13 protein-coding genes are annotated in these 13,886 nt (G+C 64.4%); 9 read left to right on the top strand and 4 right to left on the bottom strand.

The genetic code is table 11. The features are described from left to right. Positions 1 to 5: 5 nt before the first annotated feature. Entirely contained in the window at positions 6 to 1,190 is a 1,185-nt protein-coding gene (locus tag FJV43_RS36280; RefSeq protein WP_239623671.1) for a UbiH/UbiF family hydroxylase, read from the bottom strand. A gap of 87 nt (positions 1,191 to 1,277) precedes the next feature. Between FJV43_RS36280 and pcsA the strand changes: the two genes are divergently transcribed. From pcsA to FJV43_RS36265, 3 genes are all read left to right on the top strand, one after another. Next, positions 1,278 to 2,045: a phosphatidylcholine synthase gene (gene pcsA / locus FJV43_RS36275; RefSeq protein WP_239623670.1), complete on the top strand. Its 768-nt coding sequence runs from the start codon at positions 1,278 to 1,280 to the stop codon at positions 2,043 to 2,045. Next, positions 2,042 to 2,776 (top strand): TerC family protein, encoded by a 735-nt coding sequence (locus tag FJV43_RS36270; RefSeq protein WP_239623669.1) that lies wholly within the window; start codon positions 2,042 to 2,044, stop codon positions 2,774 to 2,776. Before pcsA ends, FJV43_RS36270 begins: the two co-directional genes overlap by 4 nt. A gap of 75 nt (positions 2,777 to 2,851) precedes the next feature. Continuing rightward, positions 2,852 to 3,826 carry a quinone oxidoreductase gene (locus FJV43_RS36265; protein WP_028178771.1) on the top strand — a complete coding sequence of 325 codons (975 nt, stop codon included), beginning with the start codon at positions 2,852 to 2,854 and terminating at the stop codon, positions 3,824 to 3,826. Between the two features lie 165 nt (positions 3,827 to 3,991). Here FJV43_RS36265 and FJV43_RS36260 read toward each other — a convergent pair whose 3' ends face one another. Further along, entirely contained in the window at positions 3,992 to 5,182 is a 1,191-nt protein-coding gene (locus tag FJV43_RS36260; RefSeq protein ID WP_239623668.1) for an acetylornithine transaminase, read from the bottom strand. A 268-nt stretch (positions 5,183 to 5,450) separates the two neighbouring features. Then, complete coding sequence (locus FJV43_RS36255) at positions 5,451 to 6,089, bottom strand: hypothetical protein (RefSeq protein WP_239623667.1); 639 nt, start codon at positions 6,087 to 6,089, stop codon at positions 5,451 to 5,453. A 334-nt stretch (positions 6,090 to 6,423) separates the two neighbouring features. On the opposite strand from FJV43_RS36255, the gene FJV43_RS36250 reads away from it, so the two are divergent. From FJV43_RS36250 to FJV43_RS36240, 3 genes are all read left to right on the top strand, one after another. Further along, complete coding sequence (locus tag FJV43_RS36250; RefSeq protein WP_239623666.1) at positions 6,424 to 7,365, top strand: hypothetical protein; 942 nt, start codon at positions 6,424 to 6,426, stop codon at positions 7,363 to 7,365. A gap of 434 nt (positions 7,366 to 7,799) precedes the next feature. Beyond that, positions 7,800 to 8,231 (top strand): MerR family transcriptional regulator, encoded by a 432-nt coding sequence (locus FJV43_RS36245; RefSeq protein WP_239623665.1) that lies wholly within the window; start codon positions 7,800 to 7,802, stop codon positions 8,229 to 8,231. Beyond that, complete coding sequence (locus FJV43_RS36240; protein WP_239629771.1) at positions 8,164 to 8,583, top strand: carboxymuconolactone decarboxylase family protein; 420 nt, start codon at positions 8,164 to 8,166, stop codon at positions 8,581 to 8,583. The genes FJV43_RS36245 and FJV43_RS36240 overlap by 68 nt, the downstream gene beginning before the upstream one ends. Before the next feature lie 114 nt (positions 8,584 to 8,697). Here the strand turns inward: FJV43_RS36240 and rimO are convergent, their stop codons facing one another. Next, on the bottom strand, positions 8,698 to 10,017 hold the full coding sequence (gene rimO, locus FJV43_RS36235) for a 30S ribosomal protein S12 methylthiotransferase RimO (RefSeq protein ID WP_239623664.1): 1,320 nt from the start codon (positions 10,015 to 10,017) through the stop codon (positions 8,698 to 8,700). Between the two features lie 417 nt (positions 10,018 to 10,434). Between rimO and FJV43_RS36230 the strand changes: the two genes are divergently transcribed. The 3 genes from FJV43_RS36230 (at position 10,435) to FJV43_RS36220 (ending at position 13,823) form a co-directional block, all read left to right on the top strand. Further along, the gene (locus FJV43_RS36230; RefSeq protein ID WP_239623663.1) at positions 10,435 to 11,490 is read left to right on the top strand and encodes a hypothetical protein; all 1,056 of its coding nucleotides are present in this window, start codon (positions 10,435 to 10,437) and stop codon (positions 11,488 to 11,490) included. Positions 11,491 to 12,072: 582 nt separating this feature from the next. Further along, positions 12,073 to 12,663, top strand: coding sequence for an ANTAR domain-containing protein (locus FJV43_RS36225; RefSeq protein WP_239623662.1), 591 nt, complete (start codon positions 12,073 to 12,075; stop codon positions 12,661 to 12,663). Beyond that, positions 12,660 to 13,823, top strand: a complete 1,164-nt coding sequence (locus tag FJV43_RS36220) for a CmpA/NrtA family ABC transporter substrate-binding protein (RefSeq protein ID WP_239623661.1) — start codon at positions 12,660 to 12,662, stop codon at positions 13,821 to 13,823. Before FJV43_RS36225 ends, FJV43_RS36220 begins: the two co-directional genes overlap by 4 nt. Positions 13,824 to 13,886 lie beyond the last annotated feature (63 nt).

Here is a 13,886-nt window from a genome sequence, read left to right as displayed (position 1 = left end):
GAGGCTTATCGCCGCCAGGTCGGCGTCAAGCCTTCGCGCATTGCAAATCGCCTGAGCGGGCCGATGGCGCCAAGCAGGTGCATGCCGACGGCGCGGACCGGCTGGAGCGGCAGGAAATCGTTGAGCAAGGAGCGGTTGGCGATGTCGATCGCAAACGTGCGGCTCAAAATGTCCGGCCGCCGCGCGCGGTCGTAGCGCTTGAGGATCTCCTCCGCGCCGGGATCCTGCCCCGAGGCGATGGCATCGTTCGCGAGCCGTGCAATGTCGGCGGCATCGCGCAGGCCGAGATTGAGGCCCTGGGCGCCGATCGGCGGAACCACATGGGCGGCTTCGCCGACCAGCGCGATGCGGTCGCGACCGAAGGATCTTGGACGTTCGATCGCGAGCGGGAACAGGTTGCGCCCGGGCTCCACCGTCATGCGGCCGAGGATCGAATGCGACTGCTTCTCGATCGCGCCGGACAGCTCCTCGTCGCTCAGGCTGCGAAGGCGCTCGGCCTCCGCGGGCGCCGAAACCCAGACGACGCTGGAGCGGTCGCCGGGCAGGGGCACGAACACGCAAGGCCCGTGCGGCGTGTGGAACTCGGTCGAGACGTTGCGGTGCGGCCGTGCGTGGCTGACGTTGAAGGTCAGTGCGGTCTGGTTCAGCTCGCGCCGCGTCACCTCGATGCCGGCGGCCTCGCGGCACAGCGAGTGCCGGCCGTCGGCGCCGACCACCAGGCGGGCCGAGAGAAATTGTCCGGAGGCCGTGCGCACTGCGACGTCGTCGGCTTCGATGACGACGCTCTCGGCCTCGTCGTCGAAGCGGACGAGGTTGGGCAGCTCGCCTGCGCGCCCTTCCAGCGCCAGCATCAGCGAGCGATTGTCGATGTTGTAGCCGAACGCGTCGAGTCCGATTTCGTGACAGGAGAATCGCACCTCCGGCGCGCGGAACAGCCGGCCGGTGTCGTCGACGAGGCGCATGACCTCGAGCGCGGCCGCCTTGTCCTTGCAGCGCGGCCAGACGTCGAGGCCTTCCAGGAGATCGACGGAGGCACCCAGCAGCGCAGTGGTGCGATTGTCCGCGTAGGGCACGCGCCGTGCCACCAGCGCGGTCCGGGCACCCGCCTGCGCTAGTGCGATGGCCGCCGCAAGTCCCGCGGGTCCGCCGCCGATCACGGCTGTGTCATGGAGTGTCGATGCGTCTGTCATGGAACGACATTGGACACGGCCGGCGGCGAATTCAAGCCCGCTGATTTTTGCCTGATTTTATGACGAATTGTGCGACGGAGCGCCGCAATGGCGGATGTGCAAACCGGTCCCATTCTGATAGCAGAAGCCATGGATAGCCAGCAGGATTCCCTGAAACCGAGACCGGCGATCCGCGCCGCGGCGCTCTCGGTGCACATCTTCACCGCGTTCGGCGCGGCGATCGCGCTGTTGGCGATGCTGGAGGCCGTGCGCGAGCACTGGTCCGCGATGTTTCAGTGGCTCGGCGTCGCCCTCATCATCGATGCGATCGACGGGCCGATCGCGCGCCGGCTCGACGTCAAGAACGTGCAGCCGAACTGGTCGGGCGACGTGCTCGACCTCGTGGTCGACTTCGTCACCTATGTCTTCGTGCCGGCCTACGCGATCGTGGCGAGCGGGCTGTTGCTGCCGGTCGCGGCTCCCTTGCTCGGCGTCGCCATCATCGTCACCAGCGCACTATATTTCGCCGATCTGCGCATGAAGGCCGACGACAATCATTTCCGCGGCTTCCCGGCGCTGTGGAACGCGGCGGCGTTCTACCTGTTCCTGCTGCACTGGCCGCCGCTCTGGTCGACGCTGCTGGTAGCCGCGCTCGTCGTGCTGACCTTCGTGCCCTTCCACGTGCTGCATCCGGTCCGCGTCGTGCGGCTGCGCTGGCTGACGATGTCGCTGATCGCGATCTGGGCGGTGCTGGGCGTCTACACGCTGGCGATGGATTTCCGCGTCGGCGCCGGCGTGACCATCGTGCTCTGCGCCATCGCGCTCTGGATCAGCTTCAGCGACGCCTTGATCCGCCTGGCGAGATCCTTCGCGTGATGCACCTGTTGACCAGCCCGGAAGCCTGGGCCGCGCTTCTCACCTTGACGGCGCTCGAGATCGTGCTCGGCATCGACAACGTCATCTTCATCTCGGTGATCGTCTCGCGCATCCCGGAGCAGCAGGCGTACCGCGCCCGCCAGATCGGGCTCGCGCTGGCGCTGGTGTTCCGCATCCTCCTGCTCAGCGTGCTGGTCTGGCTGATCGGCCTGACTGCGCCGGTGTTCTCGTTTGCAAGTTACGACTTCTCCTGGCGCGACCTCATCCTGATCGGCGGCGGCCTGTTCCTGATCGCCAAGGCGACGCACGAGATTCACGCTGAGGTCGAGGCCGATGAAGGCGAGGGCGACCACAAGTCCGGCCGGAACGCCTTCTTCTGGGTGATCGTCCAGATCATCGTCATCGATATCGTGTTCTCGCTGGACTCGATCATCACCGCGATCGGCATGGCGCAGGACATCGAGATCATGGTCGCGGCCGTCGTGATCGCATGCCTGATCATGTACATTTCGTCCGGCCCGGTGTCGCGATTCGTCGCGGAGCATCCGACGACGAAGATGCTGGCGCTGGCCTTCCTGGTGCTGATCGGCGTCGCGCTGGTCGCGGACGGATTGGCGTTTCATATTCCACGCGGCTACATCTATTTCGCGATTGCGTTTTCGGCGGCGGTGGAATTCTTCAACGTGCTGGCCAAGCGCAACCGCAGGAAGGCCGGCAAGTCGTCTGCTTGATCGTTGCGGCCGGCCCCGAGTTGACAAGGCTGGCGCGATGGCTTTCGCTCAGTCGCGAGAAGAGGAGGTCAAATGATGACCAAAGCCATCCGCGTGCACAAGGTCGGAGGCCCCGAGGCCCTGGTCTATGAGAGCGTCGACGTGCCGGCGCCTGGGCCGGGCGAGGTGCGCATCCGCCAGCATGCGGTCGGCCTCAACTTCATCGACGTCTATTACCGCACCGGCCTCTACAAGGCGCCGGGGCTGCCCTTCATCGCGGGCAACGAGGCCTCGGGCGAGGTCGTCGCGGTCGGGCCTGGCGTCACGAATTTTCATCCCGGCGATCGCGTCGCCTATTATCACAATCTGGGCGCCTATACCGGCGAGCGCAACATCCCCTGGGAGAAGCTGGTCAAGCTGCCCGACCACATCACCTACGAGCAGGGCGCCGTGCTGATGCTGAAGGGGCTGACGGTCTGGTATCTCCTGCACAAGACGTTCAAGGTCGAGCCGCATCACCGCGTGCTGATTCATGCAGCCGCCGGCGGCATCGGCTTGCTGGCCTGCCAATGGGCGAGGGCGCTCGGCGCCCATGTCATCGGCACGGTCGGCTCGCGCGAGAAGGCCGAGCTTGCGGAGGCCAATGGCTGCGATCACGTCATCCTCTACAACGAGGAGGATTTCGTCGCCCGCGTGAAGCAGATCAGCCGCAACGAGGGCTGCGACGTCGTCTATGACGGCGTCGGCAAGGCCACCTTTCCGGGGTCGCTGTCCTGCCTGAAGCCGCGCGGCATGTTCGTTTCCTTCGGCAATGCCTCAGGTCCGGTGCCGCCATTCTCGATCGCCGAGCTGAACAATCACGGCTCGCTGTTCGCGACGCGGCCCAAGCTCAACGACTATGTCGGCACGCGCAAGGAGCTGCTGGAGGGCGCCGACACGCTGTTCGCCGCCGTCATCAACGGCAAGCTGCACGTTCCGATCAACCACGCCTACGCGCTCAAGGACGCCGCCAAGGCGCATATCGATCTCGAAAGCCGCAAGACCACGGGGGCTTCGATCCTGAAGCCGTAGGACTTCCGTCGTCATCCGCATCTGTGTCCCGGACAAGCTGCAACGCGCACGCGTTGCGGCGCAGAGCCGGGACCCAGAAGCACCGCACGATGCGCAGAGATGGGCCCCGGCTCTGCAGCGCACCGCCGAAGTGGCGCTGCGCTGCGTCCGGGGCACGAGACAGCCTTACGCCACCCGCCGTGCCGCGCCGGCCTTGGTCAGGATGCCGTCGAGGCAATCGATCATCTCGGCGATCTCTGCCTTCGTGACGTTGAGCGCCGGCATGAAGCGCAGCGTGTCGAGTTGCGGCGCGTTCAGGAGCACGCCGGCCTCGAACGCCTGCGCGACGATGCCCGGCGCGATCGGCAGCTTGAGATCGAGCGCGAGCAGGAGCCCACGTCCGCGGACGCCGCCGAGCCCGTGCCGTGCCGAGACTTTCTGCAACTCGCTTTCGAGCAGGAGGCCTGTCTCGGTGACCGCCTTCAGGAAGTCCGGCTTGCTGACCTCCTCGAGCACCGCGAGGCCCGCCGCGCACATGATCGGGTTGCCGTTGAACGTGCCGCCCTGGTCGCCATGCTCGAAGCAGGAGGCGCGCTCGGTCGCCAGCAGCGCGGCGAGGGGCACGCCACCGCCGATGCCCTTGCCGAGCGTCATGATGTCGGGCGCAATCCCGGTGTGCTCATAGTGGAAGAGCTTGCCGGTCCGGCCCATGCCGGTCTGGATCTCGTCGAAGATCAGCAGCAGGCCGTGCGCCTCGGTGAGCGCGCGCAATTGCTGCAGGAACTGGTCGGTCGCGGGCCACACGCCGGATTCCCCCTGGATCGGCTCCAGCATCACGGCGACGGTGTTGTCGTTAATCAGCTTCTCGACCGAGGCGATGTCGTTGAGCCTTGCCTTCTTGAAGCCTGCGACCTTCGGCTCGAACAGCGGCTCGAACGCCTTCTTGCCCGAGGCCGACATCGTCGCCAGCGTCCGGCCGTGGAAGCCGCCTTCGAAGCTGATGATCTCGAACGCGCCGCCCTTGTGCACGCTGCCGAATTTGCGCGCGAGCTTGATCGCGCCTTCATTGGCCTCCGCGCCGGAGTTGGCAAAGAACACCTGGTCGAAAGCACTGTTCTCGACGAGTGCCTGCGCAAGCTTGAGGCTCGGTTCATTGTAGAAAGCCGGGCTCGGCGTCAGCAGCCGCTTGGCTTGCGCGCCAAGCGCGTCAGCGACCGCGGGTGGGGAGTGGCCGAGGCAGTTCACGGCCCAGCCCTGCACGAAATCGAGATAGCGCTTGCGGCTGTCGTCCCAGAGGTAGGAGCCGGCGCCGCGGACGAACACGGCCTTGGGCCGTGCGGTGATGTCCATCAGCGCGTCGTACGGATGCGTAGTCATGTCGAACTCCTCTGGAGGCGGGTGGAAAAAGGGCGCAAAAAGCAGAAAGGCCGCACCTTGCGGGTGCGGCCTTCTCGAAAACTTGAGCTGAATTCTAGTGGTTCAGCGGCGTCGTCGGACATGGCGCACCCTCTCATCGTCGCGGGAGCGACGACGGAGCATTGCGGTGCGCTGGTTGGTCCGGTTGATCATGGGGCGCGGCAATACATGCGAATGCCGGGGCTTGTCAAGCGGGCGTTTTGCCGAACACCCGCCTGGCGTGCATCGGTCAGGTCAGGTGAGCGGCTTCCTCGGCGTCTTCGTCGCCCCAATCCGCGTCCGCAATCGCGGTGTCGATGAGCTCGCCGCGCATCAGCTTGAGCGGCGAATTCCAGTACAGCGCGATGTTGTGGAACGGGTCGGTCAGCACCTTGAACGCCCATACCAGGCCGGTCGTGAGGTCGCGCGTGACGAAGAGCTGGAGCATGCGCGCCAGTCCGCCGCCGATGCCGATCGCGAGCCAGAGCGTGCCGACATGCCGGATGAAGTCGAGACGCCCGGCCGGCGGATCGAAAAGTCCGAACAGCGTCGGATGGAAATACAGCGCGACCGGCGCGCTGCCCCAGACGAGCAGCAGAACGATCTTGCGGGTCTGGTTGTAGCCGACCTTGATCGCTTCCTTGTACTCGTTGCTGACGTCGTTGACGGCGTCATAGCCGTTCGGCTCGAAGAAGAAATGCCCGGTCTGCCGCGTCAGCATCGCAAGCCAGCCGACGATGCCGGCGAGCGCGGGGTCTACGAACAGCAGCGCGTAGCAGAACAGGAAGATCACGGCGCTGAAGAGATGCAGCGTCTGGTTGACGGTGCTCTGGTGGTAGAAGCGGTAATCGTCGAAGCGCTGTGTGCGCAGCATACCCGAGAGGCTCATCCTCGTTCCTCGCTCGCGTTGAAAAGCGCGGGCAGAGTTAGGCCGAGTCCGTGACCTCTGCGTGAATGCACTATAGTGTCACAATACGCTCCGCTGGCTGTCTCGCGCGTAGCGCTGCGGCAGCCGAGACGACGAAGCGTGCGAATGAGGCCGACGCGGTTACCGGCGCGCGCATAGTCCGCTCCGGATACCGCTGGTTTCCCGCCATTTCATTGTCGCCCCGCAGAAACCATCGCGGCGCTGGCGCGTTTGTGATCGAGGTACGCCAATTGGTTCGAACCGGACGCACGGCGGCTCAGACCAAGAGGGCGGGACCAACGAGACAGTTTCAGCCTTGTCCGACACGCCTTATCCGATCGACCTCGACAGCATTCGCGGCGCATTTCCGCCGGGGATCGAGACGCCGCGGCTGCTGGTCGACTTTGCCGGCTGGCTCGAGGGGCGCCCCTGGGGCAGCGTCGGCTGCTTCGCGCTGCAAGGCCAGTTCGCAGATCATGCGCCGATCGTCGACGGCAGTCCGCTGCGCGACAGGTTCTCGCTGTTCATGCGCCTGCCGGACGGCTCGGCCGTGGGTGGCTGGTATGGCGCCGGTCTCGACCGGGACAATCCGCCGATCGTGGGGCTGGGATCGGAGGGTGACTACGAACTGCTCGCACCGAGCCTCGACGGGCTGCTCGCAAAATTGACGTCGCAGCAATTCGACAACGCCTGGAGCGATCTGAAGCCACACGACGAGGTCGAGGCCCAGACGGGTGAGCTCGCGCAATGGCTCGCCGGACGGCCGCATGGCGAAGCCGCGGTGCCCGATGAGGCATCGTCGGAGCTGCCCGACTTCCGCGGCTTCGTCGAAAAGTGGAGCCGGGATCGCGAGGACTATTGGGCCAATCATCGGCTGATGGCCGAGCTCGGTTGGCGGCTGGCGGCGCATCTGCCGAAGGGCAAGAAGCCCTGGGACCAGACCCGCTTCGAGATCGCGATCATCGGCGCGCAATACCAGGCGCGCGTGCTTTCGCGCGGGCCGCAGCCGTTCGAAGAGGCCGCATCGATCGAGTCCCTGCTGCGCGACCTGCGCGAGGAGATGCGCCGCGCGCAGCCCGCGCTCGGGCTGTGGTACACGATGCATTTCGGGCTCCATGCCGATGGCAGGATCATGCCGAATTTCGAATACGATGTGCGGCCGACAATCGACGGCGAGCCGGCGCTGCTCTCCGAGGCAAAGGCCGATCTCGCCCGCGCTCCGCGCCCGGAGCGCTGGGTGCCGAAATGGCTGGCCTAACTGCATCCACATCGTCGTTTTGAGTGTAGCGAACCCGCATGTCGCCCCGTCATCCTGAGGTGCGAGGCTTGCGATGCCGACGCATCGCAAGCGGAGCCTCGAAGGATGAGCGGCCGGGATGCAGCCGGGCCGTCGTCCTTCGAGGCTCGCTCTACGGCGCGGTTGCGCCGCAGAACGAGCGACTCAGGATGACGGTGATGGAGTGGTAGTCGCCGCGCAAGTGCGCCAGAACCCCGCGACGCTGCCGTGCAGATCGTACGCATCCGCGCGCTCGATCTTGGCGGTGACGATCTCGCCGACGCGCAAGGGGCGGCGGCTCGTGAGGTACACCGCGCTGTAGCTCTTGCTTGACCTCGCGGCACCTTCGATCCCTCTTGACTTAGAGCGCGCTCGAAGGGGTATCTGTACGTGCGTCAGTACGAGAACGGGCACAAATGAAGATCGGCGACCTTGCAAAACGAACCGGCTTGTCGACCCACACGCTGCGCTACTATGAGCGCATCGGGCTGCTTCCATACGCTGACCGGGATCGCTCCGGTCAACGTGATTTTGACGCATCAATCCTGACATGGATCGCATTCCTCGGTCGGCTCAAGACCACCGGAATGCCAATCCGGGACATGTTGCGTTACGCGGCGCTTCGTGACGACGGCGACGCCACCGGGCCAGCCCGGCGGCAGATGCTGGAAATCCATCGAGAACAGGTTCGCACGCAGATTGCCGAACTCCAGGAATGCCTGCTCGTCCTTGATACCAAGATTGCCGGCTACGCCGGCGACGAACAGAGGACGAAGGAAAATGACGCACGCCCAAACACAAGCCGAAAGCCGCTTCGATCGCGGCCAGCGGGCCCTGTCACGCATTGACGGCAGTGCCGGCGAAAAAGTCATCGCTTCGCTCGCCGATATAGCTCCGGACTTCGCACGATACGTGATCGAGTTTCCCTTCGGCGACATTTACTGCCGCCCGGGCCTCGGCCTCCGCGATCGAGAGATCGCGACGATCGCCGCGCTGACGGCGCTCGGAAATGCCGCGCCTCAGCTCAAAGTGCATATCGAGGCGGGTCTGAACGTCGGGCTTTCTCGCGACGAGATCGTGGAGATCATCATGCAGATGGCCGTCTATGCGGGCTTCCCGGCTGCGCTGAACGGGCTATTCGCAGCCAAGGAGGTGTTCGCCGCGCATGACGAACAGCGGGCGTCTGGAGAAGCGACATGACCACCTCGCCTCAAACCCTCTTCTGCTCGGCAGCATTGGTCAGTGCATGCGATCTCTTCCGCGCACCCAAGCCGCAGCGCTGGGTACCGAATGGCTGGCCTGACGCCGTGCCTCTCAGAACCCCGCGACGCTGCCGTGCAGATCGTATTGGTCCGCGCGCTCGATCTTGGCGGTGACGATCTCGCCGACGCGCAAGGGGCGGCGGCTCGTCAGATAGACCGCGCCGTCGATCTCCGGCGCGTCGGCCTTGGAGCGGCCCTTGGCGACGGTCGGGCCGACCTCGTCGATGATGATCTGCTGGCGCGTCCCGACCTTGCGCTTCAGCCGTCGTGCCGAGATCTTCTGCTGCCGCGCCATCAGCGCGTTGTAGCGCGCCTGCTTGACCTCTTCCGGTACCGGGTTCTCGATCGCGTTCGACGTTGCGCCGGCGACCGGCTCGTACTTGAAGCAGCCGAGACGATCGATCTCGGCCTCATCGAGCCAGTCGAGCAGATAGGCAAAGTCAGCATCGGTCTCGCCGGGGAAGCCGACGATGAAGGTCGAGCGCAAAGCGAGATCGGGGCATTCCTCGCGCCAGCGCTTGATCCGCGCCAGCGTCTTGTCCTGCGCCGCCGGACGCTTCATCGCCTTCAAGACCTCGGGGCTCGCATGCTGGAACGGGATGTCGAGATAGGGCAGCACCTTGCCCTCGTTCATCAGCGCGATGACCTCGTCGACATGCGGGTAGGGGTAGACGTATTGCAGCCGGACCCATGCGCCCAACTCGCCGAGCTCGCGCGCGAGGTCGAGGAATTTGGCGCGGACCTGGCGGTCCTTCCACGGGCTCTCGGCATATTTGAGATCGACGCCGTAGGCGGAGGTGTCCTGCGAGATCACCAGCAGTTCCTTGACGCCGGCGCCGACCAGGCGCTCGGCCTCGCGCAGCACGTCGTTGGCCGGGCGCGAGACCAGATCGCCGCGCAGCTTCGGGATGATGCAGAAGGTGCAGCGGTTGTTGCAGCCCTCGGAGATCTTCAAATAGGCGTAGTGGCGCGGCGTCAGCTTGATGCCTTGCGGCGGCACCAGGTCGAGATGCGGATTGTGCGCCGGCGGCAGCGCGCGGTGCACGGCATCGAGCACGCTCTCATATTGCTGCGGGCCGGTGATGGAGAGCACGCCGGGATAGGCCTGCTCGATCGCTTCCGGTTCCGCGCCCATGCAGCCGGTCACGATCACCTTGCCGTTCTCGGCCATGGCCTCGCCGATCGCCGAGAGCGATTCCTGCTTGGCGCTGTCGAGGAAGCCGCAGGTGTTGACGATGACGATGTCGGCCCCGTCATGCTTGCGGGCGAGCTCATAGCCCTCCGCGCGCAGCCGCGTGATGATGCGCTCGGAATCCACCAATGCCTTGGGGCACCCGAGTGACGTGAATGAAATACGCGGCGCTCTGTCCATGTAATCGCTTGGAGCCTACATCTGGATTGTTCGGATACGCGATCCAACTAATTGATCCAATGCCGAAATTCAATAACTAACGTGCTCCATGCGGCAGCGCTCGCGCATATATTGCGACGCGATCTGGCAGTAGCTGGACGTGGCCTCATTACCGCGTAGCCATACGCGTATGGAAGCAAGCTGGACCAGTGCGAGACAACCCCGACTGGAGAATTTCCGCCGGATTATTTTAGCCGACGATGCTTTTGAACGTGTCGTCCAGCGATTGCTACAAAGAACTACAATTTGCTCGTCTGCTTCGGAGTAAGAGCCATGCCAATCGAGCGTGCCCCACGAAGCCCGCTTTCTCAAGATTATCGCCCTCCGAGCGGCCCGGACACATACACAGTTCAAATCCTCTTCTAACAGGGCTTCGCCATGAGCACCGTCGTTTGGTTCGACACCAGCCTTCTTATCGACATCGAGTCCGGCGCGCTCCAGGGCGGCCTCGACGAACTGGCGCGCATGCAGAGGGACGGCTTCAAGATGCTTCTTCCCAAGCATGTCGAGACCGAGTTCCTCTTCTCGAAGGCTGGTGCGCAGAACATGGCGCAGCGGCAAGCCTTCCTGCAGCGCTTCGGCCTCCAGGTCGATACCATGGCCTCGCAGGTCCCTCTTGCCCAGGTGCGGGCGTGGACCGATCAGGCCACTGCCGCGGGGCTTGGGCATGGAGACGCCAAGATGGTCGCCCATGTCCGCGCCAGCGCGCATGTCCGGAATATCAGGAACCCCGTGCTCCTCAGCCAGAACACCAAGGACATTGCTAAGATGCGGCTGCAGGGGGTGAACGCGCTGAAGTTCGAGCCGGTCGCCCTGAGACCGAAGATGCATATCGCGGCGCACGGCGGCGGGGGAGGGACCAAGCCCAAGTCCTCGGTCTCGCCGGCGACGGGCGCCCCGACGCGCGGCGCGATGTTCAAGGCCGGCCTGAAGGGAGCGTTCTCGGCGGCCAGCATCGCCTCCATGATCCCAGACGTCATCCTCAAGTTCGCCGACCGCGCCGCGGCGAAGCAGGCGCTCCGGAACATCCAGGTGAAGTTCATCAAGGAAGGCTTCGCCCGCGGCGTCGCCGCCGGCATCATGCGTTGGACGGAAGCCGAGCTCGACGCGAACTCCAAGAACCGCATGACGAGCTTCCGCCTCCAGGGCATGGGCGATGCGGCCGGGATGCTGAAGCTGGGCGACATGTTCAAGCTGGCCGAATCCGTCGAGAACTACGCCGTCGACATTGGATATGCGTATGCAGGCACGCGGGATCCGGCGTGGAAAGACGAACTGCGCGACAAGGGCTTCGCATTCCTGCGCAACACCCGATATCACTTCGGGGATGATCCGGAAGCTCTGTTCGAGTTCGAGTTCATCGACAAGCTGGCGTGGGCGATCCACCACTCGACCGACGCGATCATCGGGCCTGCAATCAAGTTCGATTCTTAGATAGGAGAGCGCCACAGAGCTGCCTCACATCGCACTCTGACATCCGTCCTTGGCGTGCGAAGCGCTTGATCCAAGCATTAAGGCCGACCATTGAGAGCCGCTTCTGCGGCACATGATGCTCGAAAAGCGATTGTCGATCAGCAATCGTGACCGATCACGCCAACCTCGTGATTCTTCGAGGAGCCGCCATTTTCTTAAAAGGGCGCGCCTTGATCTTGAACTGTCGCTTCGACACCGTGTACGCAAAACTGCGATGAGCCGGTTTCATCCTCGGCATGGCCTTGGTTAGCTTTTCCTGTGGCATGATGTTTCCGGTGCGGGCTGAAGTCGACAAGACTATGCATGTCTAAGATCGGCAACGCTTGTGTCCGGAGTTCAGGCTACGCGTGAAGGTACCCGATGGGTGCGCGAGGGACATCTCGGGCGCCGCCGAGCGACACGAAGCTGACCTTGGGCGCAGCCGTCTGATCCATATCTGAACTGCCTGATTGACCGGCCTGAGCTAGTCCCAATTGCCATAATTACAACCCTTTGCAGGGCGTACCGGCGTGCTATGGATGAATCACCCGCCGCGAGTGAGCCATGAGCGCCGAACAGTCGCCCAAAATCGTGATCGTCGACGAAAGCCCGATCCGGGCTGCGATCCTGGAGGAGGGATTGCGGGAGGCCGGATTCACGCAGGTGGTCCATATCAGTGAGATGCAGAGCCTGCTCGCCCGCATTTACGCGGTCGATCCCGACATCATCCTGATCGACCTGGAGAACCCCAGCCGCGACGTGCTGGAAGCGATGTTCCAGGTCAGCCGGGCCGTGAAGCGGCCGATCGCCATGTTCGTCGACCAGAGTGATTCAGCTTCGATCCAGGCCTCCGTCGAGGCGGGGGTATCCGCCTATATCGTCGACGGGCTGAAGAAGGAGCGCATCAAGCCGATTCTCGACCTCTGCGTGTCCCGCTTCAACGCCTTCGCCAAGCTCCAGGAGGAACTGGAGCGGACCAAGTCGCAGCTGGAGGACCGCAAGGTCATCGAGCGCGCCAAGGGCATTCTGATGAAGGTGAAGGGCCTGACCGAAGACGAGGCCTATGTGCTGCTGCGCTCCACGGCGATGCGCGAGAAGAAGAAAATCGGCGAGATCGCGCAGTCGATCATCACCGCGTCGGAGATGCTGAAATGACCGTTCCCCTCCGCATCGGGTTCATTCCGCTGGTCGATGCCGCCGCTCTGATCGTCGCCGTCGACAAGGGATTTGCCGCAGCCGAAGGGCTCGACGTCGAGCTCGTGCGCGAGGTGTCCTGGTCCAACGTCCGCGACAAGCTCAATATCGGCCTGTTCGACGCCGCGCATCTGCTGGCGCCGGTGGCGATCGCGTCCTCGCTCGGGCTCGGTCACGTCAAGGTGCCGATCGCCGCGCCCTTCAATCTCGGCATCAACGGCAATGCCATCACGGTGTCGCCGGCGCTCCATGCCGCGCTGATGGAGGAGATCGACGGCGATCGGTTTGACCCGATGGCGACCGCGAAGGCGCTGGCGAAGGTCGTTGCCATCAGGCGCAAGGCAGGGGCGGAGCCGCTGACCTTCGGCATGACCTTCCCGTTCTCCACCCACAATTATCAATTGCGGTTCTGGATGGCTGCAGCGGGCGTTGATCCCGACGAGGACGTGCGCCTCGTGGTGCTGCCGCCGCCCTTCATGGTCGACAGCCTCAAGAACGGCCATGTCGATGCGTTCTGCGTCGGCGCGCCCTGGAATTCGGTCGCGGTCGATCTCGGCATCGGGCATATCCTGCATTTCGTCTCCGACATCCTGGTCCGTGCGGCGGAGAAGGTGCTGGCGGTCCGCCAGACCTGGGCCGACAAGAATCCGGACGTGGTTGCAGCACTGGTGCGCGCGGCCGTGAAAGCCGCCGAGTTCATCGAGCATCCCGAGAACCGCACGGAGGCGGCGCAGATCCTGGCCCAGCCGGAGCGGATCGGCGTCGATGCCGAGGTCATTCAGCGCACCCTCACCGGACGCCTCAAGATCTCGCCCGACGGTACCTTCCGTGAAAGCGGTCGCTACCTCCTCGTTGGGCGCGAAGGGGCAGGGCGCCCCGATCCGGTCCAGGCCGCCTGGCTCTACGCCCAGATGGTGCGCTGGGGGCAGACGGCCCTGACCCCGGACGGCGTCAAGACGGCAATGGCGGTGTTCAGGCCCGACCTTTACGACGCGGCCCTTGGCAGCAGGGCGCCCATTGAGGCTCCAGCGGCGTTCGGCGCCTTTGCCGGGCCCGTCTTCGATCCCGACAACATCCGGGGGCATCTCGAGGCCTTCGAGGTCGGGCGCTGGAAGACCTGATTCGGATTTGCTTCGTTTTCGAGCACGTACCTCCGTTGGCTAATGTTTGGGCTAACTGCTCGA

Source organism: Bradyrhizobium sp. I71 (genome assembly GCF_022354745.1).
GTDB lineage: Bacteria > Pseudomonadota > Alphaproteobacteria > Rhizobiales > Xanthobacteraceae > Bradyrhizobium > Bradyrhizobium liaoningense.
The sequence above is the reverse complement of the archived record's forward strand: the minus strand, read 5'-3'. Positions and strand labels throughout refer to the sequence as shown.

What these genes read in the sequence shown, in the direction of transcription:
- FJV43_RS36280 (WP_239623671.1), bottom strand. Translation starts at nt 1,190, where the DNA reads ATGACAGACGCATCGACACTCCATGACACAGCCGTGATCGGCGGCGGA.
- pcsA (WP_239623670.1), top strand. Translation starts at nt 1,278, where the DNA reads ATGGCGGATGTGCAAACCGGTCCCATTCTGATAGCAGAAGCCATGGAT.
- FJV43_RS36265 (WP_028178771.1), top strand. Translation starts at nt 2,852, where the DNA reads ATGACCAAAGCCATCCGCGTGCACAAGGTCGGAGGCCCCGAGGCCCTG.
- FJV43_RS36260 (WP_239623668.1), bottom strand. Translation starts at nt 5,182, where the DNA reads ATGACTACGCATCCGTACGACGCGCTGATGGACATCACCGCACGGCCC.
- FJV43_RS36255 (WP_239623667.1), bottom strand. Translation starts at nt 6,089, where the DNA reads ATGAGCCTCTCGGGTATGCTGCGCACACAGCGCTTCGACGATTACCGC.
- FJV43_RS36245 (WP_239623665.1), top strand. Translation starts at nt 7,800, where the DNA reads ATGAAGATCGGCGACCTTGCAAAACGAACCGGCTTGTCGACCCACACG.
- FJV43_RS36240 (WP_239629771.1), top strand. Translation starts at nt 8,164, where the DNA reads ATGACGCACGCCCAAACACAAGCCGAAAGCCGCTTCGATCGCGGCCAG.
- rimO (WP_239623664.1), bottom strand. Translation starts at nt 10,017, where the DNA reads ATGGACAGAGCGCCGCGTATTTCATTCACGTCACTCGGGTGCCCCAAG.
- FJV43_RS36230 (WP_239623663.1), top strand. Translation starts at nt 10,435, where the DNA reads ATGAGCACCGTCGTTTGGTTCGACACCAGCCTTCTTATCGACATCGAG.
- FJV43_RS36225 (WP_239623662.1), top strand. Translation starts at nt 12,073, where the DNA reads ATGAGCGCCGAACAGTCGCCCAAAATCGTGATCGTCGACGAAAGCCCG.
- FJV43_RS36220 (WP_239623661.1), top strand. Translation starts at nt 12,660, where the DNA reads ATGACCGTTCCCCTCCGCATCGGGTTCATTCCGCTGGTCGATGCCGCC.